At 71.5% G+C, this 20,898-nt stretch carries 21 protein-coding genes and 1 tRNA gene; 6 read left to right on the forward strand and 16 right to left on the reverse strand.

Annotated elements, in window-relative coordinates; all coding sequences use genetic code 11:
• Positions 1 to 40 precede the first annotated feature (40 nt).
• A complete protein-coding gene (locus ACFVU2_RS20390; protein ID WP_387878352.1) occupies positions 41 to 2,233 on the forward strand; it encodes a hypothetical protein in 2,193 nt (730 codons plus the stop codon).
• A gap of 24 nt (positions 2,234 to 2,257) precedes the next feature.
• Here ACFVU2_RS20390 and ACFVU2_RS20395 read toward each other — a convergent pair whose 3' ends face one another.
• From ACFVU2_RS20395 to ACFVU2_RS20405, 3 genes are all read right to left on the reverse strand, one after another.
• Complete coding sequence (locus tag ACFVU2_RS20395; protein WP_387878355.1) at positions 2,258 to 2,728, reverse strand: hemerythrin domain-containing protein; 471 nt, start codon at positions 2,726 to 2,728, stop codon at positions 2,258 to 2,260.
• A complete protein-coding gene (locus tag ACFVU2_RS20400; protein ID WP_387878357.1) occupies positions 2,729 to 3,100 on the reverse strand; it encodes a YchJ family protein in 372 nt (123 codons plus the stop codon).
• A 160-nt stretch (positions 3,101 to 3,260) separates the two neighbouring features.
• Entirely contained in the window at positions 3,261 to 3,677 is a 417-nt protein-coding gene (locus tag ACFVU2_RS20405; protein ID WP_387878358.1) for a VOC family protein, read from the reverse strand.
• Between the two features lie 234 nt (positions 3,678 to 3,911).
• Here ACFVU2_RS20405 and ACFVU2_RS20410 point away from each other — a divergent pair.
• Positions 3,912 to 3,985: transfer RNA gene (locus ACFVU2_RS20410), tRNA-Leu, on the forward strand.
• 17 nt (positions 3,986 to 4,002) lie between these two features.
• Here the strand turns inward: ACFVU2_RS20410 and ACFVU2_RS20415 are convergent.
• Positions 4,003 to 5,409 carry an MFS transporter gene (locus ACFVU2_RS20415; protein WP_387878360.1) on the reverse strand — a complete coding sequence of 469 codons (1,407 nt, stop codon included), beginning with the start codon at positions 5,407 to 5,409 and terminating at the stop codon, positions 4,003 to 4,005.
• Between the two features lie 46 nt (positions 5,410 to 5,455).
• Between ACFVU2_RS20415 and ACFVU2_RS20420 the strand changes: the two genes are divergently transcribed.
• The gene (locus ACFVU2_RS20420) at positions 5,456 to 5,899 is read left to right on the forward strand and encodes a MarR family winged helix-turn-helix transcriptional regulator (protein ID WP_387878363.1); all 444 of its coding nucleotides are present in this window, start codon (positions 5,456 to 5,458) and stop codon (positions 5,897 to 5,899) included.
• Positions 5,900 to 5,923: 24 nt separating this feature from the next.
• Positions 5,924 to 6,508: an IMPACT family protein gene (locus ACFVU2_RS20425; RefSeq protein WP_387878366.1), complete on the forward strand. Its 585-nt coding sequence runs from the start codon at positions 5,924 to 5,926 to the stop codon at positions 6,506 to 6,508.
• Between the two features lie 71 nt (positions 6,509 to 6,579).
• Here ACFVU2_RS20425 and ACFVU2_RS20430 read toward each other — a convergent pair whose 3' ends face one another.
• From ACFVU2_RS20430 to ACFVU2_RS20485, 12 genes are all read right to left on the reverse strand, one after another.
• Positions 6,580 to 7,983 (reverse strand): NAD(P)/FAD-dependent oxidoreductase, encoded by a 1,404-nt coding sequence (locus ACFVU2_RS20430; RefSeq protein WP_387878368.1) that lies wholly within the window; start codon positions 7,981 to 7,983, stop codon positions 6,580 to 6,582.
• Positions 7,984 to 8,022: 39 nt separating this feature from the next.
• A complete protein-coding gene (locus ACFVU2_RS20435) occupies positions 8,023 to 9,339 on the reverse strand; it encodes a S8 family serine peptidase (protein WP_387878370.1) in 1,317 nt (438 codons plus the stop codon).
• Complete coding sequence (locus ACFVU2_RS20440) at positions 9,336 to 9,851, reverse strand: DUF501 domain-containing protein (RefSeq protein ID WP_387878371.1); 516 nt, start codon at positions 9,849 to 9,851, stop codon at positions 9,336 to 9,338. The genes ACFVU2_RS20435 and ACFVU2_RS20440 overlap by 4 nt, the downstream gene beginning before the upstream one ends.
• Before the next feature lie 10 nt (positions 9,852 to 9,861).
• A complete protein-coding gene (locus ACFVU2_RS20445) occupies positions 9,862 to 10,533 on the reverse strand; it encodes a septum formation initiator family protein (RefSeq protein ID WP_387878374.1) in 672 nt (223 codons plus the stop codon).
• Positions 10,534 to 10,688: 155 nt separating this feature from the next.
• Entirely contained in the window at positions 10,689 to 11,057 is a 369-nt protein-coding gene (locus ACFVU2_RS20450; RefSeq protein ID WP_387878376.1) for a hypothetical protein, read from the reverse strand.
• A gap of 351 nt (positions 11,058 to 11,408) precedes the next feature.
• Positions 11,409 to 12,689: a phosphopyruvate hydratase gene (gene eno / locus ACFVU2_RS20455; protein ID WP_387878378.1), complete on the reverse strand. Its 1,281-nt coding sequence runs from the start codon at positions 12,687 to 12,689 to the stop codon at positions 11,409 to 11,411.
• A 114-nt stretch (positions 12,690 to 12,803) separates the two neighbouring features.
• A complete protein-coding gene (gene hisS, locus ACFVU2_RS20460; protein WP_387878380.1) occupies positions 12,804 to 14,096 on the reverse strand; it encodes a histidine--tRNA ligase in 1,293 nt (430 codons plus the stop codon).
• Positions 14,097 to 14,431: 335 nt separating this feature from the next.
• Complete coding sequence (locus ACFVU2_RS20465) at positions 14,432 to 15,232, reverse strand: ABC transporter ATP-binding protein (protein ID WP_387878383.1); 801 nt, start codon at positions 15,230 to 15,232, stop codon at positions 14,432 to 14,434.
• A 1-nt stretch (position 15,233) separates the two neighbouring features.
• A complete protein-coding gene (locus ACFVU2_RS20470; RefSeq protein WP_387878385.1) occupies positions 15,234 to 16,256 on the reverse strand; it encodes a FecCD family ABC transporter permease in 1,023 nt (340 codons plus the stop codon).
• Positions 16,253 to 17,314 (reverse strand): FecCD family ABC transporter permease, encoded by a 1,062-nt coding sequence (locus ACFVU2_RS20475; protein WP_387878387.1) that lies wholly within the window; start codon positions 17,312 to 17,314, stop codon positions 16,253 to 16,255. The genes ACFVU2_RS20470 and ACFVU2_RS20475 overlap by 4 nt, the downstream gene beginning before the upstream one ends.
• Positions 17,315 to 17,319: 5 nt before the next feature.
• Positions 17,320 to 18,375, reverse strand: coding sequence for an iron-siderophore ABC transporter substrate-binding protein (locus tag ACFVU2_RS20480; RefSeq protein WP_387878388.1), 1,056 nt, complete (start codon positions 18,373 to 18,375; stop codon positions 17,320 to 17,322).
• A gap of 109 nt (positions 18,376 to 18,484) precedes the next feature.
• Positions 18,485 to 19,147: a MazG family protein gene (locus ACFVU2_RS20485; RefSeq protein WP_387878390.1), complete on the reverse strand. Its 663-nt coding sequence runs from the start codon at positions 19,145 to 19,147 to the stop codon at positions 18,485 to 18,487.
• Between the two features lie 61 nt (positions 19,148 to 19,208).
• Between ACFVU2_RS20485 and ACFVU2_RS20490 the strand changes: the two genes are divergently transcribed.
• Complete coding sequence (locus ACFVU2_RS20490; RefSeq protein WP_387878392.1) at positions 19,209 to 19,619, forward strand: VOC family protein; 411 nt, start codon at positions 19,209 to 19,211, stop codon at positions 19,617 to 19,619.
• A 104-nt stretch (positions 19,620 to 19,723) separates the two neighbouring features.
• A complete protein-coding gene (gene nhaA / locus ACFVU2_RS20495) occupies positions 19,724 to 20,869 on the forward strand; it encodes a Na+/H+ antiporter NhaA (RefSeq protein ID WP_387878394.1) in 1,146 nt (381 codons plus the stop codon).
• Positions 20,870 to 20,898 lie beyond the last annotated feature (29 nt).

Below are 20,898 nucleotides of genomic sequence, written 5' to 3' on the forward strand. Positions count from 1 at the left end.
CATCCCCCCGTCCGGCCCCCTGGAATGGGGTGGAATGCGGGTGTACTTCTCTGATACTTCTCCTCCAGTCCGGTCGCGGGGGGCGACGGGACCGCGCCGTCGTGCGTTCGCCTCCCTCGCCGTCTCCGCTCTGCTCCTCGTGGCCGCCGGCGTGCTCGGCCTGGCCGCACCCGCGAACGCCGCCCCCGAGGGAACGCCGACCCCCGATCGCCCCTCCGCCACCCTCCCCTCGTCGGGCACACCGACCCCGACCCCGTCGCCCGTGTCGCTCGACGACCCGGGCGACGATCTCGTCACCCGCTTCCCGCTCACCGTCCGCGGCAGCGGCGAGCCCGGCGACACCATCGCCGTCTCCGCCGGGGGCGCCGGTTCCGCGGCGAACCGCTGCCAGGCGACCGTGGACCCCTCCGGCCGCTTCTCGTGCGACCTCCGGGTCGTCCCCGACGGCCCCAACGTCACGCTGCGCGCCGAATCGGCCGCCACCGGGCAGTCGGACACCGCTCATGTCGCCGTCCTCTCCCCTCCGGTGATCACGTCGGACGGCACCCCCTCCGGCGGCGGCGTGCGCGGCACCGCCTACCCCGGCGCCCGCGTCACCGTCACGGCCGACAGCGGCGCGACCTGCCAGTTCCCCGCCGACTCCACCGGCGCGTGGGGGTGCGTGCTCAGCGGCTCGCTCCCCGACGGCCGGCACACCGTGACCGCGACACAGGTCGCCCCCTTCTCGGGCACCCGCAGCGCCGTCAGCGCGACGGTGACCATCGTGGTCGACACCGTCGCCCCGTCGGCGCCCACGATCACGTCACCGGCGCCCGGCACGACGGTCAACACCGGCGAGTCGATGACGTTCAGCGGTGCCGGAGAGGACGGCGGGACGATCACCGTCTACGCCAACACCTCGGCCGGAGCCGCTGTCGCCTGCACCTCCCCGGTGACGGGAGGAGCGTGGTCGTGCGCCGGATCCCTCCCCGAGGGCGGGTTCCTGATCACGGCGCTCCAGCGCGACGCGGCCGGCAACATCAGCGCGGGCAGCAACACCGTCGCCGTCACGGTCGCCGCCGCAGGCGCCCCTGCAGCTCCCCCGGCGACGCGCAAGCCGACGCCCACGCCGACTCCGACGCCGACCCCGACGCCGACGACCCCTCCGGGGACGGTCGCGCCGGCGCCGCCGGCCGCGGGACAGCAGCATCCCGGGACCAAGGGGTGGATCGACACCCCGTTCACGACGGCCTCCGCCCCGGTCGTGTCGGCCGAGGCCTTCCCCGGCTGGCTGCGCTCCGCCCTGCTCGCCCTCGCCGCGCTCGTGCTGCTCGTCCTGCCGGCGCGGCTCCTCGCCGCCACCGTCTCCCGCGGCCGTGCGGCGCGGGCGGCCTCCGGCTACACGCCGCGGCCACGCTCGTCGATCTTCGGCCGCAACCGCGCGCGGGGCGAGCTCGGTGAGGCCGACGCGCTGTTCGGGCCGCGGTCCCCCGACGGCGCGGAGGGCGGAAACGCCTCCGCGCCCGCGGTTCAGCCGGTGTGGCTGGCGCCTCTCACGGGCGTTCTCGCGGCCGCGCTGGTCACCCTCTCGACCTCGGTGAAGGATCCGGGTGCGTACACCCGGCTGCTCATCGCCGTCGTGCTCGCGATCGTGCTCGTCAACGCCGTCTGGGTGCTCTCGGCCCGGGGGCTGGCCCGCCAGCTGCACCTGACCGTGCCCGCCGTGACCGTGCGGCCGGGGCTGCTCGTGATCGTCGCCGTCGCCGCGATCGGCTCCCGGCTGTTCGGACTCGAGCCGGCACTGCTGTTCGGGCTCGTGCTCGGCGTGACGATCGCGCCCGAGCTGGCCCGCGTCGCGCGCGGGCGCATCGCGGCGGTCCAGGTCTCTGCGACAGCCGCCCTGGGCGTGCTCGCGTGGCTGCTGACCGGAGTCCTCCCCGCGCCCACCGGCGGCGTGTCGGCGTTCGTCCTGGAGTGCGCCAACGCCCTCGCCATGGTGGGGATCGGATCGAGCGCCATCGCCCTGCTGCCGCTCGGCGGCCTCGCCGGCCGCGCGATCTTCCAGTGGAGCCGCCTGATGTGGACCGGCATGAGCCTGGTCGTCTACACGCTGCTGTTCGCGCTCCTCCTGCCTGTGGCCTCCCTGGTGGAGAACGGCACCGGATTCCTCGCCGCGACGGTGGTCGCTCTCGTCTTCGCCGTGCTCAGCGTGTCGGCCTGGCTCTGGGAGCGCTACGTGGAGCCCGCCCGCTAGTCTCGCCCGTCCGCCGGTCAGCACTCAGAGCGGGCCGAGCACTCGCTCCGGTTCGGCGTCGAGCGCCAGCGTCTGCAGCACGGCGACCAACCGGCGTTCTTCGAAGCGGAAGTGGCTCTCCATGATCGCCGCGATCCCCTCCACGTGACGCCCCAGCTCCGCAGGCGTCGCCGCCGAGGCGACCGCCTGCTCCAGGCCGCCGATCAGGTGGGCGATCATCGCGTGATCCTGCTCCAGCTGCGTCAGCGTCTCGCGGAGCTCGGGATGCGCGGCGGCGATCGCCGGGAACAGCTCCCGATCCTCGCCCTCGTGATGCCCGGTGAGCGCGGTGCAGAAGCCGTGGCAGAACAGGAGCAGGTCGCGGCCCGCAGCCTCGGCCGGCTCGCCCGCCGCGACGGCGTCCCGCACGACCGACAGTGCGTTCCGCAGCCGCGCGTGCACACTGCGCAACTCCTCGCCCCAGGCGATCAGCCGGGTCGTCTCGCCTCCGGTCATCTAGACCGCCTCGACATAGAACCAGTCGCGGCCGTCCTTGACGAAGCGGGAGACCTCGTGGAGCTCGCCGCGCTCGGCTCCGCGGTAGAAGGCGCGGAACTCCACGACGCCCTCCCGGTCGAACGGACCGCCTCGCTCGGTGCGCTCGATGTCGAGCCGGTACCAGCGCAGCCCCTCGTCGAGGTCGAGCTCGGCAGGTCTCGTGGACGCATCCCAGCTGCGCAGCAGGTAGGCCGCGTCGCCGAGGGCGAAGGCGCTGAACCGCGACCGCATCAGCCGCTCGGCCGTCGGGGCGGGCTCGCCCCGGTGGAGCGGGCCGCAGCACTCGTCGTACGTCGAGCCGCTGAGGCAGGGGCACCGGTCGGAGGTCACCCGTCGAGCCTATCCGGGCCCGGACGAAGAGAACCCGGCCGAGGCGGGTATCGGGGGATCGCAAGCCTCGGCCGGGGGAGGACACCTCACCAGAAAGGGTGCCGGTACCCAGTGTGCGATGCCCACGTGAGCGTCAGCTATGGAGGGCCTGAGGGTCCTCTCACAACCCTCGCCGCACGCCCGCGCGTGTCGCGGCGATGCCCGGGCGCTTACGGTTCTCGCGCCGCGGGGCCGGCCGCCACGACGCAGAACCGGTTGCCGTCGGGTCGGCGAGCACCACGTAGTCCGCGCCGTCCTCGTAGTCCCACTCGACCTCCGACGCGCCGAGTCCGATGAGGCGCGCGACTTCGGCCTTCTGGTCGTCCGCGTACAGGTCGAGATGGTGATGCGGTGACCGGTTCGTCTCCGCCCCCACCTCCTTCAGCGCCAGCCGCGGCCCGTGCCCCGATGCCGGCGCGAGCAACGCCCAATCAGCGTCCGGCTCGTACACGGGCTCGTACCCGAGCACCGCCGTCCAGAACGCGATGCCTCGCGGCACATCCCGTACACCCCACACCACCGAGCCGATCCGGATCATGCGCCCACCTTCCCCCGTCGGCGTGCCATCGGCAAGGGTCGCGACGGTGTACCGTTGACCACATGGCTGGCGTTCTCATCGGAATCATCTCGCTCGTCGTCGTCGTCGGCGGCGTGACCGCACTCGCGGCCATCGTGCAGATGGTCAAGTCGCCCTACCGCGGCAAGTAGCGGACGCCACCGCTTCTCGTTTCCTCCCTGGCTTCGGGCCGGCGATCGTTACGATGGACGCCGGGCCCCCATAGCCCAATTGGCAGAGGCAGGCGACTTAAAATCGCCTCAGTGTGGGTTCGAGTCCCACTGGGGGTACTCCGCCTGCCGCGCCGTTACACCCGCTCCCCCGCCGTCCCGCGCGGGATCCGTCGGTCGATCGCCGTGATGACGAGCAGCGCGACTCCGATCCCGGCCATCACCCACGCGAGCGTGTGCAGGCCCGCGTCCGTCGCGGCCTCCCCGAAGGTGATGCCGATCAGGCTCGACGAGAAGATCGCTCCGATGTAGGCGAAGGTGCGGTACAGGCCCGAGGCGACCGCGATCTCCCCCGCCGGCGCCTGTACGTAGAGGCTGGCCTGGTTCGCGAAGCCGGTCAGGCCGTTGGCGACCCCGAGCAGCGCGGCCATCAGCAGGAGCAGCCAGACGCTGGTGTGAGCGTCCATGAGCAGGAGCAGCGCGGCGGCCGCAGCGATGGCGAGCGCCCCGAGCAGCAGCGGGCTGCGCACCCAGCCCCGGTTCGACACGATGCGGGCGAGCACGATGCTGACACCCGAGAGCGGCAGCAGGATGAGCCCGACCTGGGTCGCGGAATAGCCGGCGGACTGCTCCATCCACTGGCTCACGCCGTACAGGGTCGAGTAGCTGACGAGCGCCGAGAGCGTCTGACGCAGGTAGGTGCGCTGCAGCGGTCCGTTGCTGCCGAGCATCCGGACGTCGATGAGCGGACGGGTCGCCCGTCGTTCCCAGACCATCAGCGCGGCCCCGCACACGAGGATCACCGGCAGCAGCCACCAGACCGGAGCGGAGAGGCTCGAGAGGAAGAGCAGGAGGCTGACGATGGTCGCGGCGAAGAGGCCGATGCCGGGCAGATCGACCGAGACCAGGAGCGAGCGGACACCGCCGCGCTCGCGTTGGGCGTCCTTCTCGACGCCGAGCAGGGTGAAGGTCAGCACGATGAGCGCGAGGGGCACGTTCACGAGGAAGAGGGCACGCCACCCGAACGCCCCGGCGAGCACGCCGCCGAGAGGGAGGCCGACGACGGCCGTGATCTGCGCGGCGATGGAGAAGTTCCCGAGCACCCGCGACGGGACACCGACGCCTCGCTCGTCCGCACGCCGACGCACCATCGCCATGGCGGTCGGGTACGCCGCCGAGCTCCCGATGCCGATCAGCGCGCGCGAGACGAGCAGGAACCCGAAGTTCGGGGCCGCCGCCCCCACCACGCCGGCGATGAGCAGGATCACGATTCCGGACACGAACACGCGCCTCGGCCCGAACACGGTCGACAGCTTGCCCATCGTGGGCTGCATGATCGCGCTGCAGAGGTACAGCACGGAGATCAGGCTGGCGGTCTTGCCCGGGCCGAGATGGAAGTCGAGGCCGATCGCGAGCAACCCGGTGGCCAGCATCGAGCTGTTGATCGGATTGAGGGTGGAGCCGAGCAGCAGCGGCGCCGTGAAGCGCCAGCCGAAGGGCGTGGTCGTGGTGCGATCGGTGGTGGTGGCCGTGGGGACTCCCAAACTGGTTCAGATGCGTTAACTACTTCTTTAGGTATACTAAAGACTTATGGACGCGAACGCAACCGGCGCCGACTCCCTGCGGGATCTAGACGAGGAGGTCACCCGTGCGGTCGCACGGATCTACCGCCGGTTCCGGGCGGAACGGGCGAACGGCGAACTCGGTGACGCCGCAGTCTCGGCGTTGAGCCACCTGCATCGGTACGGCCCGACCTCCCTCGGCGCGCTCAGCGAGCACGAGAAGGTGACACCGGCCTCCATGAGCCAGACCGTGAACCGTCTCGTGGAGCTCGACCTCGCCGTCCGGACACCGGACCCCGACGACGGCCGCCGGGTGCTGTTCGCCCCGACGGAGAAGGGCCGCGCGCTGGCCGCGGAGTCCCGCGAGCAACGGCACCGCTGGTTCCGCGAGCGCCTCGCCGGCCTCGGCGCCGAGGAGCAGGACGTCCTCCGCCGTGCGGCCGCGATCCTCGGCGCGATCGCGGACGACTGACGCTCATCCCGTAGCGTGGAGGGGATGCCCCGCACCCTCGCCTCCCCCGCCACCGCGGAGCTCGAGGTGCGCCGCAGCCGGTTCCTCGGCTTCGCCCTCGCCGTCTCCGGGAGGGAGGAGGCCGCCGAACGGGTCGCCCTCCTGCGAGCGGAGCACCCCGGCGCGAACCACGTCTGCTGGGCACTGCTCGCGGGCGGCCACTCCGGCATGTCGGACGACAGGGAGCCGAGGGGCACCGCGGGACGGCCGATCCTCGAAGTGCTGCGCCACCACGACCTCGACGGGGTGCTCGGCGTCGTCGTGCGCTACTTCGGCGGAGTCAAGCTCGGAGCGGGCGGGCTGGTCCGCGCGTACACCGACGCGATCGCCACGGCCCTGCTGCACGCCGAGATCGTCGAGCGAATCCCGGAGACGACCCTGACCGTGACGGCCGACTACGCCGACGCGGAGCGGATTAGGCGCTGGGCGGAAGGCGAGGGATTCGCCGTCCCCGACATCGACTACGGCGCGACCGTGCGACTCGCGATGGTGCTGCCGCAGGCACGCTCCGCCGAGGCCGCCGATACGATCCGCGACCTCACGGGCGGCCGTTCCTCGCCCGAGGGCTGAGCACCCTGTGGAACGCCGAGGCCCGGCCCCGCTGATGCGGGCACCGGGCCTTCGGGACGAGTCGGATCGCGTTACTTCGCGGTGACCTCGGCCGGCTCCTTCGCGGGAGCCTTCTTGGCCGGAGCCTTCGCGGGCTCCGCCGGAGCCTCGACGGCCGGCTTCGGACGCGAGGCAAACTCCTCGAAGACCGCACGCGGGGTCCGCAGGGCCTCGATCGACACGATGTCGCGGCCGAGCCAGAAGTTGTTCCACCAGCCCCAGATGACGCGCCACTTGCGCTCCCAGCTCGGCATCGCGAGACCGTGGTAGCCACGGTGTGCGAGCCAGCCGAGCACGCCCTTGAAAGCGAGCTTGCCGGACTGCAGCACACCGATGCCGAGACCGAGGCCGGCGACGGCGCCCAGGCTCTTGTGGAAGTACTGACGCGGGAGTTCGCCACGGAGGACGGCGACGATGTTCTTGGCGAGCAGCTTGCCCTGGCGGACGGCGTGCTGAGCGTTCGGCACGCAGTAGCCGCCGACGCCGGCACCGGTCAGGTCGGGGACGGCCGAGACATCGCCGGCGCCCCAGGCGTCCGCGACGATCTCCTCGTCGGTTCCGACGCGCAGGTCGGCGCGGACCCGGAGTCGGCCGCGCTCCTCGATCGGGAGGTCGGTGTGACGCACCACGGTCGGGTTCGCCATGACACCGGCGGTCCAGACGATGAGGTCGGTCTCGAACGACTCGCCCGTGGAGAGCTGGATCACGCCGTCGACCGCGCTGGTGAGCTGCGTGTCGAGGTGGATCTCCGCACCGCGCTCGGCGAGGTTCTTGATCACCCAGTGGCTGGTCGGGAGGCTGACCTCCGGCATGATCCGGCCCATGGCCTCGATCAGGTGGAAGTGCGTGTCCTCGAACGACAGCTCGGGGTACTTCTGCAGCAGCGCGCTGGCGAACGAGCGCAGCTCCGCGAAGATCTCGATGCCGGCGAAGCCGCCGCCGACCACGACGGTGGTGAGCAGGCGGTCGCGCTCGGGGCCGGCCGGCAGGGTCGCGGCCTTGTCGAAGTTCGTGAGCATCGTGTCGCGGATGTACACGGCCTCTTCGATGGTCTTGAGACCGACGGCCTGGTCGGCGACGCCCGGGATCGGGAACGTGCGCGACACCGCACCGGCCGTGACCACGACGATGTCGTACGCGAACTCGTACGCCTCGCCGACCGGGGGCTGGATGGTGGCGGTCTTCTTGGCGTGGTCGATGTACGTGACCTTCGCCGTGATGACGTTCGTGCTCTTCAGGTGGCGCCGGTGGGCGACCACCGCATGACGCGGCTCGATGGAGCCTGCCGCGACCTCTGGAAGGAAGGGCTGGTACGTCATATAGGGCAGCGGGTCGACCATGGTGACCTCGGCTTCACCCTTGCGCAGCTGCTTCTCGAGCTTCCACGCCGTGTAGAAACCGGCGTAGCCTCCGCCGACGATCAGGATTTTGGGCACAGTGATGCGTCTCCTCAACACGAAACAATGGTCGTTAATCTACCCCCTGCGCACCCTTCGCCTGAAATGCAGCCACGCACCCACGCCGCCCAGGGCGGCGAGGGCCACGAAACCCGAGATCAACGCGAACGGAATCCAGAAGGTGGTGAGGACGCTCCATTGCGGCCAGAAGAACCGCATCCATCCTACCGCGCGTTCGGGCGCGAGCTTCTCCGGGGCCGGAAGAGCCTGCGGATTCCCGGTCGGCGCGGGCGTCGTGGGGGTGTCGGCGCGCCGGTGCACGCGGATCCATTCGGTGAGGTCGCCCATCGGATTCGCGGTCACGTGCGGGACGGACGCGGTCACCGCGGCCGCGGCGTCCAGCAACCCGAAACCGTAGATCGGGCTCGGGACGCTGCCGCCGCCGGCCGGGCGCGCCGTCTTGATGATGCGCTCGATGACGTCGGCGGCCTTCAGTTCGGGATGCGCCGCGCGGACGAGCGCGACCGCTCCCGACACCAGGGGCGCCGCACCGCTCGTGCCCTCCCACTGCACGTAGCCGCCGCCCGGGTTCGCTCCCACGAGCTGCTCGCTCGGCGCGGAGACGCCGATGGTGATGCCCTGGGACGACGCGTCGAAGCTCGCCTGCCCCTGCCTGTCGACGCCCGCCACGGTGAGCACACCGGGGATGGTCGCCGGTGCACCGACCTCGGTCGTCCCGCTCCCCCGGTTGCCGGCGGCCGCGACGATCACCACGTCGTGCTGGAAGGCGTACTGGAACGCGTCGTCCCAGCTGGTCGGCCAGTCGAGGGTGTTCCGGGTGAGCGACATGTTGATGACCGTGGCGCCCTGGTCGACGGCCCAGCGGACCGCCTGCGCGATCTGCTCGTCGCTGCCGACGGGTCCCATCGCCTTGCCGAGCGCCACCGACGCCGGGAGGATGGTCGCCTCCGGCGCGGCGCCGAGCACGCCGTTGCCGTCGCCGGTGCCGCGACCCGCGAGGAGGGAGGCGACCCACGTGCCGTGATTGGCGGCGTCCCCGTCGCCGAGCGGCTTCTGGCCGTTGGGAGCACCGACTTCGGAGACATCCGTGCCGGCGCCCATCGCTCCGGCCAGATCGGGCACGCTGCCGTCGACGCCGGTGTCGATCACCGCGACCTTCACCCCCGCGCCGCGCGTCGTCTGCCATGCCGTGGTGAAACCGTAGTCGGAAAGCCAGTACTCGAGGTCGCGCACCTGGTCGGCTCGCGCCGCGGTCGGGGCGACGAGCGAGAGCGTCAGCGCGACGGCGATCGTGGCGATGGAGCGGGCCGCCTGCCCGGCGCCGCGCCGCATCCGTCCCCGATGCGTGCGGCCTCCCCCCTGGGCCGCGCTCATTCCGTCACGTCGACCTGACACTCGCAGACCTCGGGCGACCAGTCGCCGCGGGCGAGCGCGAGATCGCCGATCGGGTTCACGCCCGGGCCCGCGGCGAGAGCGTGCGCGGCGAGGGCATGCAGGCACTTCACCCGGACCGGCATGCCGCCCGAGGAGATGCCGGAGATCTCCTCGACCACGGCGATCGACTCGCGGTCCGCGAGGAACTGCTCGTGGGCGGCGGCATACCGGTCGCGCAGACCCTCGTCCTCCGCCAGGAGGTCGTTGTACTCGTTCATCACCTGCGTCGCCTCGAGCGTCGACATCGCCGCCGTCGCCGCCGGATGGGTCAGGTAGTAGAACGTCGGGAACGGCGTGCCGTCGGCGAGCCGCGGCGCGGTCGACACGACCGTGGGGCGCCCGCAGACGCAGCGTGCCGCGATGCCGACCACATCGCGGGCGGGTCGGCCGAGCTGGCTGCTGACGACGGCGATGTCCTCGGCGGTGACGGGTTCGAAGGGCGGTCTGGTCATGGTGCGGTGCTCACTTGGTCGGGGTGGGGGTCGGAGTCGGGGTGCCGGTCTGGCCGCTCAACTGCTGAGGCGTGGCCTCCGTGAGACCCGCTCCCATGAACGAGCCGAACAGCGAGCCCACCCAGTCCGTGTGGGTCTTCTGGATGGTGGAGCTGACCGGGGCGTCGCTCTGCGCCGCGGCCGGCGGGCGGTCGTCGATGACGAGATAGCTCGTCTCGCCCGGCATCACATAGTAGAGACGGTCGCGCGCCTGGGCGCGGATGTAGCTGGGGTCGTTCCAGCGGGCGCGCTGGGCCTTCGCCGCATCGACCTGACCGCTCAGCTTGTCGACGGCGGCCTGCTGATCGGCGATCTGCGACCGCTGCTGGGCGAACGCCTGCAGCGTCGGCGCGAGGATCACGACGGCGAGCACCAGGATGCCCATCATCACCAGCGAGAAGGCCGAGAAGTGGATGCCGCGCAGCCACCGCCCGGTCCCGCCCGGCGTCGACATCACGGGGGCCACCGTCTGGGTGGCCGGCTTCGCCGCCTTCTGCGACTTCCCCGGCTCTTCCGCCGCGCGAGCCCTGGTCGATTTCGCGGGTCTCGTCGTTTTCGCAGCGGCCGGGGTGGGCTCGGTCGCCGAGGTGGGACGCTTCTCGGGCTTCGGTGTCGTGTTGGGGAGCGTTGGCCGCTTCGGCATGGCACCTCCCGGGTGGACGGACGACTCGGACGCGGGGCCGTGCGGCCCCGCATTCATCGTAGGCGATCACCCTCCCGCCTCCCGGTGCGCCCCTCCGGGACCGGCCGCGAGACGTGGGTCGTTGCGGGTGCGGAGGGGCCCGCACCCGCAACTGCTCACGTTTCGATCAGGGGACTCCCCCGTCGAGCGGCGAAGCCGGAGGCGGCGGCCGAAGCGCCCGCGATGAGCGCGAGGGGAGCTGCAGCGGGGAAGACGACCACGTGAGCGACAACGAGGGCACCGACGGTCACCGCCAGTGCACCCACGCCAAGGAGCACCGCCCGACGCATCCAGCCGTCCACTCTGCAGCGGTCGGGCGGGATGCGCCGTCCGGAGTGCGCCGGATAGCCGAAGCCGTATCCCGCACCCCAGCACCACACGGCTCCAAGCACCGCCACGGGTGCGATCGGCACGATGACCAGCGCGATCCCGGGCGAAGAGCAGCAGGACGAGGCCAGCCATCCATCGGCGCACTGCGCGTTCATCCAGGTCGCGGTACGCCCGATAGCCCAGGACTGCCGCTGAACCGGCGCCCGCGATGGGCAGGAGGCATGCGGCCCACTGGACGATCATGGCGAGCGGCGAAGCGCCCTGAGCGAGCACCCACCAGCCCAGAGCTACGAATACGAGGACGGTCGCAATCGGGAGGGCGAGCCATGCTCCGACCGTCAACGGTGCCCCGCGAACCGGCATGTCCGGTGCTACCGGCTCCGGTTCCTGCCGATCACCATCGTCCACGTCTCGGATCTTAGCCGGGTGGTGCGGACGGACAGAGACGGGAGACACGCACACGAAGGCCCCCGTCTTGCGACGGGGGCCTGTGTGCGCGTGATGCGTTACGCGGTGAAACGCGGGAAGGCGCTGCGGCCGGCGTAGACGGCGGCGTCGCCGAGCTCCTCCTCGATGCGGAGCAGCTGGTTGTACTTCGCGACGCGCTCGGAGCGGGCCGGGGCACCGGTCTTGATCTGGCCGGCGTCCGTCGCGACGGCGAGGTCGGCGATGGTGGTGTCCTCGGTCTCGCCGGAGCGGTGCGAGAGCACGGCGGTCATGCCGGAGCGCTGGGCGAGGGAGACGGCGTCGAGCGTCTCGGTCAAAGTGCCGATCTGGTTGACCTTGACGAGGATGCTGTTCGCGGCCTTGACCGCGATGCCCTGGGCGAGACGCTTCGGGTTGGTGACGAACAGGTCGTCGCCGACGAGCTGCAGCTTCGAGCCGATCTCGGAGTTCAGGTGAGCCCAGCCCTCCCAGTCGTCCTCGGCCAGCGGGTCCTCGATGGAGACCAGCGGGTAGTTCGCGGCGAGCTCGGCGTAGTAGGCCGACATCTGGGCCGCGGTGCGGTCCTGGCCCTCGAAGCGGTACACGCCGTTCTCGAAGAACTCGGTGGAGGCGACGTCGAGGCCGAGCGCGATGTCGGTGCCGACGGTGAAGCCGGCCTTCTCGATGGCCTCGGAGATGAGGTCGAGCGCGGCGCGGTTGTGCTCGAGCTCGGGAGCGAAGCCGCCCTCGTCGCCGAGGCCGGTGTTGAGGCCCTTCGACTTCAGCAGGGACTTGAGCGAGTGGTAGGTCTCCACACCCCAGCGGAGGGCTTCGGAGAAGGTGTCCGCGCCGATCGGCAGGACCATGAACTCCTGGATGTCGACACCGGTGTCGGCGTGGGCGCCACCGTTGATGATGTTCATCATCGGCACCGGGAGCACGTGCGCGTTCGGGCCGCCGAGGTAGCGGAAGAGCGGCAGGTCGGCGGAGTCCGCAGCGGCCTTGGCGACCGCCAGGCTGACGCCGAGGATGGCGTTGGCGCCGAGGCGCTTCTTGTTGTCGGTGCCGTCGAGCTCGATCATGGCCTCGTCGACGAGACGCTGGTCGCTGGCCTCGAAGCCCTCGATGGCCGGGCCGATCTCGTCGAGGACCGCGTCCACGGCCTTCTCGACGCCCTTGCCCAGGTAGCGGTCCTTGTCGCCGTCGCGAAGCTCGTAAGCCTCGAAGGCGCCGGTGGAGGCTCCGGACGGGACGGCGGCACGGCTGACGGTGCCGTCCTCCAGGAGCACCTCGACCTCGACGGTCGGGTTGCCGCGCGAATCCAGGATCTCGCGAGCGCCTACAGCTTCGATCTGAGCCACAACAGTCTCCTCAGTGGTAGTTCGTGGGTTTCACCGGCAAGTCTAGTGACGCCGGGTGAACAGCCGATGCCGACGGCAGGATGCTTGCGACAAATGGCGGGACCCGGCGGCCGTTCAGCCCAGCGGCTTGATCTCGAGCGCTGCCGCGTCGACCGTCTCAGCGTTCACGAACGCGAAGGAACGGTATCCCGAGACCGCCGCCCGGTCGAGCACTCCCTTGAGGTTCTTGGCGCGACGATCGAGCCGCACCCGGCGTCCCTCCGCGACGAGCGCCGACTTGACGGCCATCAGCCGGTCGAGCGGCACGGAGGCGTCGTAGACGAGCACGACGGACTCGGCCCCCTCGTCCTCGGGCAGCTCGATCAGGTCGACGACCCGCTCGAAGCCGATCGAGAAGCCGCACGCCGGGACGTCGGTGCCGAGGAAGCGCCCGATCATGCCGTCGTAGCGTCCGCCGCCGCCGACGGAACTGCCCGATCCCGGGTGCGCGATCTCGAAGATCGTGCCGGTGTAGTAGCCCATCCCCCGCACGAGCGTGGGGTCGAAGCGCAGTCGGACACCGGTGGGGAGCGTGTCGAGCGCGTGGGCCAGCGCCTCCAGCGCCGCGACGGCGTCGGCGTCGATGCCGGCGGGCAGGATGCCCGAGATCGCCTCGACGGACAGCCCCACCCCGCCGTCGGCCAGGTGCGGTTCGAGTCCGGCCAGGATGCCGCCGAGCACGGCGGCGGCATCGGCCCCGCCCTCGCTCAGCTCTGCGACGACGCCCTGCGCGCCGATCTTGTCGAGCTTGTCGACCGAGATGAGCACCTGCGGCCAGCGCGACTCCTCGAAGCCGCAGTACTCCAGCAGCCCGTTCAGGATGCGGCGGTCGTTGATGCGGATGGTGCAGTCCTTCAGCCCCAGCGCGTCGAGGGTGGCCGCCGTTGCCGTGATCAGCTCCACCTCGGCCAGCTGCGACCCTTCGCCGATGATGTCGATGTCGCACTGGACGAACTGCCGGTAGCGGCCCTTCTGCGGTCGCTCCGCACGCCACACCGGCGCGATCTGGATGGAGCGGAACACCGGAGGGAGGTCTCCGCGGTGGGTCGCGTAGAACCGAGCGAGCGGAACGGTCAGGTCGAAGCGGAGACCGAGGTCGCAGAGCGCGAGCGTGTCGCCGGACTCGAGGGCCGCGCGCAGGTCGTCCGCGTCGAGGCCGCGCTTGAGCACGCTGAAGGCGAGCTTCTCGTTGTCGCCGCCGAGGCCGGAGTGGAGGCGGGCGACGTCCTCGACGACGGGGGTCTCGATCTCGTCGAACCCGTGGGAGGCGAAACTGCGACGGATCACGCCCAACGCGTGCTCCCGCCGGGCCTTCTCGGCGGGGAGGAAGTCGCGCATGCCGCGGGGCGGGGTGATCGGGGAAGCCATGCGTCGATTCTTCCACGACGGACGCGTGGACACCTCCCGGGGGGATGGCCTCGGCAGGCGGCCCGGACGTAGACTCACGGCGTTGCCACCCTCATGCCGCACCCCGACCGGTGCGACTCGGTGGTGTCCCGGAGGACCTGGCATGAGCCCCGCATCCGTCCGACCACGGTCGCGATGTGCGCTGCCAGACACGACGAGGCCGGCAACGCGTCCCCGCCCATCGGTCGAGACCCAGGCCAGGAGAGGCGCCGACAGGCGCCCTCACCCGAGTGGCAGCCGGTGGAGGGCGGGACGCGCTGCCGGCGTCGCCCACGCCCGCCGGAGGTTTCCGCCGGTCAGGCGCGGTGGTGCCGGCCGAGCGGGACGACGAGCGGGGTCGCCGTCACGGGATCGCTGGCGATGACGGACTCCACGCCGAAGACGTCCTGCACGAGCTCCGCCGTCACGACCGCGGACGGGTCCCCCGCCGCGACGATCGAGCCGGCGCGCATCGCGACCAGATGGTCGGCGTAGCGCGCGGCCAGGTTGAGGTCGTGCAGCACCATCACGACCGTCGCGCCGCGGGCGGCGTTGAGGTCGAGCAGGAGGTCGAGCACGTCGATCTGATGGCTGATGTCGAGGAAGGTCGTGGGCTCGTCCAGCAGCAGGATGTCCGTCTGCTGCGCGAGCGCCATCGCGATCCAGACGCGCTGGCGCTGTCCGCCGGAGAGCTCGTCGACACTCCGCTCGGCGAGCTCGACGATGCCCGTCGCCGTCATCGCCTCGGCGACCGCGGCGTCGTCCTCCGCTGTCCATCGGCGGAACCAGCCCTGGTGCGGGTAGCGCCCGCGCGACACGAGATCGGCCACGGTGATGCCGTCCGGGGCGATCGGGGTCTGCGGCAGCAGGCCGAGCCGGGTGGCGACCTGCTTCGTGGGCAGCGAGTGGATGTCGGCGCCGTCGAGAAGGACGGATCCGCCGGCCGGCGCGAGCAGCCGCGACAGCCCGCGCAGGAGGGTGGACTTGCCGCACGCGTTCGGGCCGACGATCGCGGTCACCCGCCCCGGCGGCACGGTCAGGTCCAGTCCCTCCACGACGACCCGGCCCTCGTACGAGAGGGTCAGGTCGCGGGCGGTGAGCTCGTGTGCAGTGGTCACGTCAGCCTCCTCGGCCGATTCGGTTGGTCCTGGTGAGGAGCCAGAGCAGGTAGGGGGCGCCGACGATCCCGGTCACGACGCCGACCGGGAACACGACGCCGGGCACGGCGAACTGGGCGACGATGTCCGACAGCACGAGGACGAGCGCTCCGACGAGCGCGGAGGAGACCAGCGCGAGGGATCCCCGGCCGACCAGCCGGCGCGCGATCGGCGCGGCGAGGAACGCCACGAAGCCGATGGGTCCCGCGACCGACACGGCGACGGCGGCCAGCGCGACCGCCACGGCGACGACGAGCAGGCGCGTGCGCTCGGCGCGCACGCCGATGCCGGCCGCGGTGTCGTCGCCGAGGCCGAGCGCGGCCAGCGGCCTCCCGAGCAGCAGTGCGCACGGGATGAGGACGACGGCGCCGACCGCGAGCACGATCAGGGAGATGCCGTCGATCGTGTTCAGGCTCCCGGTGATCCACACGAGGGCGCTCTGCACGTCGGAGAGGTCGGCCTTGGTGAGCACGTACGACACGACGCCGGACGCGATCGCGGCGAAGCCGATGCCGACCAGCACGAACCGGTACCCGCTCACCCCGCGCCGCCAAGCCAGGGCGTAGATGAGCACGGCGGCGAGCAGCGTGCCGCCGAGCACGACCCCGGAGAGGGCGAGACCGGTGAGGCCGAACCAGACCAGAGCGACGGAGCCGACCGCGCTCGCGCTCGCGGTGATGCCGATGATGTCCGGGCTCGCGAGCGGGTTGCGGGCGACCGACTGGATCAGGGCGCCGGAGACCCCCAGGCAGGCACCGACCAGGGCGCCCGCGATCAGCCGAGGCAGACGCAGCTCCAGGATGACGAACGACGTGAGCCGATCGGCCCGGCCGACGAGCGCGGCGAGAACATCCTCCGGAGCGACGCCGGCATCCCCGAGGGTGAGCGAGATCGCGCCCACCACGACGAGCAGCGCCCCGAGGATCACGGCGACCCGCGTCGCGCGCCCGGTCCGGCGACGGCGGTCCGTGGCGACGGCGCTCACAGGCTGACCAGCTTGCGGCGACGGACGAGAGCGATGAAGAGCGGGGCGCCGACGAACGCCATCACGACGCCGACCTGCAGCTCCCCGGGCATCGCGACCACGCGGCCGATCACGTCGCACGCGAGCAGCAGTGTCGGGGCGACGACGGCGGAGTAGGCGAGGATCCAGCGGTAGTCCCCGCCGACGACCCAGCGGGCGAGGTGCGGAACGACGAGTCCGACGAACGCGATCGGCCCGACCGCGGCCGTGGCGGATCCGCAGAGCAGCACGATGGCGACGGCGCTGACACCGCGGGCGACCCCGACCCGCTGGCCGAGCCCGCGGGCGACGTCGTCGCCGAGCGCCAGCCCGTTGAGCACGCGTCCCAGCCCCAGGGCGATGACGGCGCCGATCACGAGGGTGGGCAGGATCTGCCAGAAGACGTCGAAGCTGCGCCCCGCGAGCGCTCCGACCTGCCAGAACCGCATGGCGTCGAGCGAGACCCGGCTCGTCAGCAGCACGGCGGTGATCAGCGAACCGAGGGCGGCCGAGACCGCGGCGCCGGCGATCGCGAGCTTGATCGGGGTGGCGCCCTCGCGCCCGGCGGACGAGACGGCGTAGACGAGGACGGAGGCGAGCGCGGCCCCGACGAAGGCGAACCAGACGTAGCCCGAGGCGCTCGTGACGCCGAGGTACGCGATCGCCACGACCACGGCGAGGGAGGCCCCGAAGTTGACGCCGAGGATGCCCGGGTCCGCGAGCGCGTTGCGCGACAGCCCCTGCATCACGGTGCCGGCGAGGCCGAGCGCGAGCCCGGCGGCCAACCCGAGCAGCGTGCGGGGGAGGCGGCTCCCGATCACGACGAGGTGCTCGGGGTCACCCGGGCGGTAGTGGAACACGGCGTCGAGTACGTCCGCCGGTGCGATGGTGCGGGCGCCGACCATCAGGCTCAGCACGCTCACGACGACCAATGCGAGGACGGCGACCGCGAATCCCACGAGCAGACGCCGGCGGCGCCGGCCGACCGAGGTGATCCCCTCGGCACGACCGGCGCTCGCGGCGGTGACGCTCGTGGGCATCGACGCTACTTGACCTTCTCGGCGGCGGCGGCCAGCTGCGGGACGTACTTGTCGAGCATCCACGGGATGGCGAGGACGCTGGGCGCGCTCGTCGCGGCGACGAACGACTCGCCGACGATCGGGGCGAAGCGACCCTCCGCGATCGTGGGCATCGCGGCCACGAGCGGGTCGGCGGTGAACGCGTCGACCGAGGACTGCTTGTCGAAGTACATCACCAGCAGATCGGTGTCGATCTTGGAGAGGTTCTCGTAGCTGAGCTGGAAGAAGAAGCTGCCGTCGTCCGGCGTCGTGTCGAGTGTGGCGATGCTCTTCGAGTTCGTCAGGCCGAGCTCGTTCAGGAGCTGCACGCGCGGGTCCTCGGCGCGGTACACGTTGAGCAGCCCCGGCTCGTTGGCCGCGGCGTAGAAGAACGTCTTGCCCTTCAGCACCGGGTACTTCGCAGCGAGCGTGGCGACGTCGTCCTTCGTCTTCGTGACGAGGGCGTCCGCCTTGTCGGAGAGGCCGAGCGCCTTGCCGACGATGGCCGTCTGGTCCTGCCAGCTGGTCGCCCACGGCTTGTCCGGGTAGGCGACGACGGGGGCGATCTTGCTGAGCTTGTCGAACTCCGTCTGCGTCAGGCCGGAGTACGGCGCGAGGATCACGTCGGGCTTCGCCTTGACGAACGCCTCGAACGGCACCTCGCCGGTGTCGGAGGGGATGATCTGAGGAGTGGTGCCGCCCAGCTCCTTGATCTTGTCCGCGTCCCACGGGAGAACGCCGTCCTTGTCGCCCCCGTAGGTGAACGCGGGCATGGCGACCGGCACGATGCCGAGCGCGAGCACCACGTCCTGGGCGCCCCAGCCCCACGTCGCGATCCGCTTCGGCTTGGAGTCGACGGTGGTCTTCCCCAGCGCGCTGTCGACCGTGACCGGGAAGGCCCCAGCGTCGCCGCCCGCGGTGCTCTCGCTGCCGGAGCTGCCGGCGCTGCAGCCGGTGAGCACCAGTGCGGCGGAGGCGACGACCGCCGAGGCGATCAGGACGAGACGCGACCGGCGACGGCCGCGGCGAGCGTATTCGAGCATGGCTCTCCTGGGTTCGGGAGGGGTGGATGGCGTGCCGATCGACACATTAGGAGAGCCTAACCTAAGCTCTCGGACCTCACCACCCGAACCCGTCGCTCCGGTTCCCGGATCAGGCCTCCCGGGCCTCCTGCTCCCGGATCTCACCCTGCAATTCCCGCAGGGTCGACCGCAGGGCGCGCTCCGCGTCCAGCCCCTGAGACTTCGCCGAGGCGACGATCGCGAGCAGCAGCGGGCCGAGCTCGTCCTCGCTGCTCACAGCGACTCCGCCGCCCTCGGCGAGGTCGATCAGCCCGACCTTCTGCGCACGTCCCAGCAGCTTGTCGGCCAGCGCGAGCGACGGCATCGCCTGCGGGATGCCGTCGAGCACGCTCGTGCGCCCCGGCTTCTCCGCCTTCTTGAGGTCGTCCCAGAACCCGACCACATCGTCCGCGGTCTCGGCGGTCCGGCCGCCACCGAAGACATGCGGGTGCCGGCCGACCATCTTGGCGGTCATCTGCGCCGCGACGTCCTGGAGGTCGAAGTCCTCCCCCGGGGTGTGGGCGGCGATGTCGGCGTGGAACAGCACCTGGTACAGCACGTCCCCGAGCTCCTCGATCATGTCCTCGCGGGTGCCGTTCTCGATGGCCTCCACCAGCTCGTAGGTCTCCTCGATGAGGTACTGGACGAGCGACTCGTGCGTCTGGTCGGCATCCCACGGGCATCCGCCGGGAGCGCGGAGCCGCGCGGTCACCGCGACGAGCTCGTCGAGTTTGCTGGGGGCCGGGTCGGTCATCGTGCTCCTCCTCAGGACTCCCCCATCCTCTCACCGCCGCAGCTCCGGCTACCCTGGCTGCATGGCCAGTCGCATCGCCCGCGTCACCGTGTCCGTCACCGATCTCGACGCGTCGCTCGCGCTGTACCGCGACGTGCTCGGACTCGCCGAGCTCTACACCGCGGACGACGTGGCGATGCTGACGACAGACCCCGGCGACCCGGCAGGCGCCGCGCCGGGCGCCGCGGAGACGGCAGGCGCCGCGCCGGGCGCCGCGACCCAGGTGCTGCTGCACCGCCGCACACCGACCCCCGGCGACGCGGGCGTCGCCGTCAGCTTCGGCGTCGACGACGTCGACGAGGCGACCGTCGCCGCCGTCGCCGCCGGGGCCGTGATCGTGGACCCGCCGGCCGATCAGCCCTGGCAGGAGCGCCAGTCCGTCCTCCGGGACCGCGACGGCCACCTCTTCTGCCTGGTCCGGCCCCTCCGGTAGACTCGCCCCCGGTGTGCCGGGAAGTCTGGTCGGCGGGTGACGTGTTCGCGTCGCTCCCGTGACCCACCCCACCCGCACCCGGTGCGAGAAGGGCTGTACTCCCGATGAGCATCATCCGATCCGAACGCACCGCCGCCGGCCTCCTGCTCGGCGCCGCCGCCCTCGGACTGCTGCTGGCGAACACCGCCGCCGGCCCGGCGCTGGTCGACCTGCAGCACGCCGACCTCGACCTCGGCATCGCCTCGATGAGCGTGGGCCACTGGATCAGCGACGGCCTGCTCGCGATCTTCTTCTTCATCGTCGCCATCGAGCTGAAGCACGAGCTCGTCGCCGGCGAGCTCAACTCGTTCGCCAAGGCCATCCATCCGGCGATCGCCGCCGTCGCGGGAGTCGCGGTGCCGGCGCTCGTCTACCTGGCGTTCACCGCGGGCACCGGTCAGGAGGCCGGCTGGCCCATCCCGACCGCGACCGACATCGCCTTCGCGCTCGGCGTGCTCGCGGTGTTCGGGCGCGGGCTGCCCAACCGGCTGCGCGTGTTCCTGCTGGCGTTGGCCGTGCTGGACGACCTCATCGCCATCCTGATCATCGCGGTCTTCTTCACCACCGACCCGAACCTTCTCGACCTGGTGCTGGCGGCGGTCGCCGTGGTGGTGTTCGGGCTGCTCAGCCGGATGCTGCGCGGACGGCTGCGCTGGCCGATCGGCGTGCTGATGGTGCTCGTGGCGGTGCTCGCCTGGTGGCTCGTCCACGAGTCGGGCGTGCACGCCACCATCGCCGGCGTCGCCCTCGGCCTCGTCATGTCGCGGCCGCCGGCGCGTCGCACGGCCCACGCTCTGGAGCCGTGGTCGAACGGGCTCATCCTGCCGCTGTTCGCGTTCTCGGCGGCCCTCGTCGTCATCCCGTCCGTCTCCCCCGCCCAGTTGACGCCGGCCTTCTGGGGCATCCTCGTCGCCCTGCCCGTCGGCAAGCTGATCGGCATCACCCTCGGCGGCTGGCTCGGCTCCTTCACCCGCACCAAGGAGGAGCGCGCCCGCATCCCGCTGTTCGGGCTCGTGGCCGTCGGCGCGCTCGGGGGAATCGGCTTCACCGTGTCGCTGCTGATGAACGAGCTCGCCTTCGCATCCTCCGACCTCGTCCGCGCCGAGGGCACCCTCGCCGTCCTCCTCGGCTCCGGCATCGCCATCGTCGTCTCCGGCATCCTCGTCACGCTGCTCGCCCGTCGCTTCCGCCGTCTCCACCCGCGTCCGTAGCGGAGGGGAAACGTTCGACCGGGACGGCG

This window comes from Leifsonia sp. NPDC058194 (assembly GCF_042883605.1).
Taxonomy (GTDB): Bacteria; Actinomycetota; Actinomycetes; order Actinomycetales; family Microbacteriaceae; genus Leifsonia.

Coding starts and splice junctions, on each gene's coding strand:
- ACFVU2_RS20395 (WP_387878355.1), bottom strand. CDS start 2,728: ATGACCGGAGGCGAGACGACCCGGCTGATCGCCTGGGGCGAGGAGTTG.
- ACFVU2_RS20405 (WP_387878358.1), bottom strand. CDS start 3,677: ATGATCCGGATCGGCTCGGTGGTGTGGGGTGTACGGGATGTGCCGCGA.
- ACFVU2_RS20420 (WP_387878363.1), top strand. CDS start 5,456: ATGGACGCGAACGCAACCGGCGCCGACTCCCTGCGGGATCTAGACGAG.
- ACFVU2_RS20425 (WP_387878366.1), top strand. CDS start 5,924: ATGCCCCGCACCCTCGCCTCCCCCGCCACCGCGGAGCTCGAGGTGCGC.
- ACFVU2_RS20435 (WP_387878370.1), bottom strand. CDS start 9,339: ATGAGCGCGGCCCAGGGGGGAGGCCGCACGCATCGGGGACGGATGCGG.
- ACFVU2_RS20440 (WP_387878371.1), bottom strand. CDS start 9,851: ATGACCAGACCGCCCTTCGAACCCGTCACCGCCGAGGACATCGCCGTC.
- ACFVU2_RS20445 (WP_387878374.1), bottom strand. CDS start 10,533: ATGCCGAAGCGGCCAACGCTCCCCAACACGACACCGAAGCCCGAGAAG.
- ACFVU2_RS20450 (WP_387878376.1), bottom strand. CDS start 11,057: ATGAACGCGCAGTGCGCCGATGGATGGCTGGCCTCGTCCTGCTGCTCT.
- hisS (WP_387878380.1), bottom strand. CDS start 14,096: ATGGCTTCCCCGATCACCCCGCCCCGCGGCATGCGCGACTTCCTCCCC.
- ACFVU2_RS20475 (WP_387878387.1), bottom strand. CDS start 17,314: ATGCCCACGAGCGTCACCGCCGCGAGCGCCGGTCGTGCCGAGGGGATC.
- ACFVU2_RS20480 (WP_387878388.1), bottom strand. CDS start 18,375: ATGCTCGAATACGCTCGCCGCGGCCGTCGCCGGTCGCGTCTCGTCCTG.
- ACFVU2_RS20485 (WP_387878390.1), bottom strand. CDS start 19,147: ATGACCGACCCGGCCCCCAGCAAACTCGACGAGCTCGTCGCGGTGACC.
- ACFVU2_RS20490 (WP_387878392.1), top strand. CDS start 19,209: ATGGCCAGTCGCATCGCCCGCGTCACCGTGTCCGTCACCGATCTCGAC.
- nhaA (WP_387878394.1), top strand. CDS start 19,724: ATGAGCATCATCCGATCCGAACGCACCGCCGCCGGCCTCCTGCTCGGC.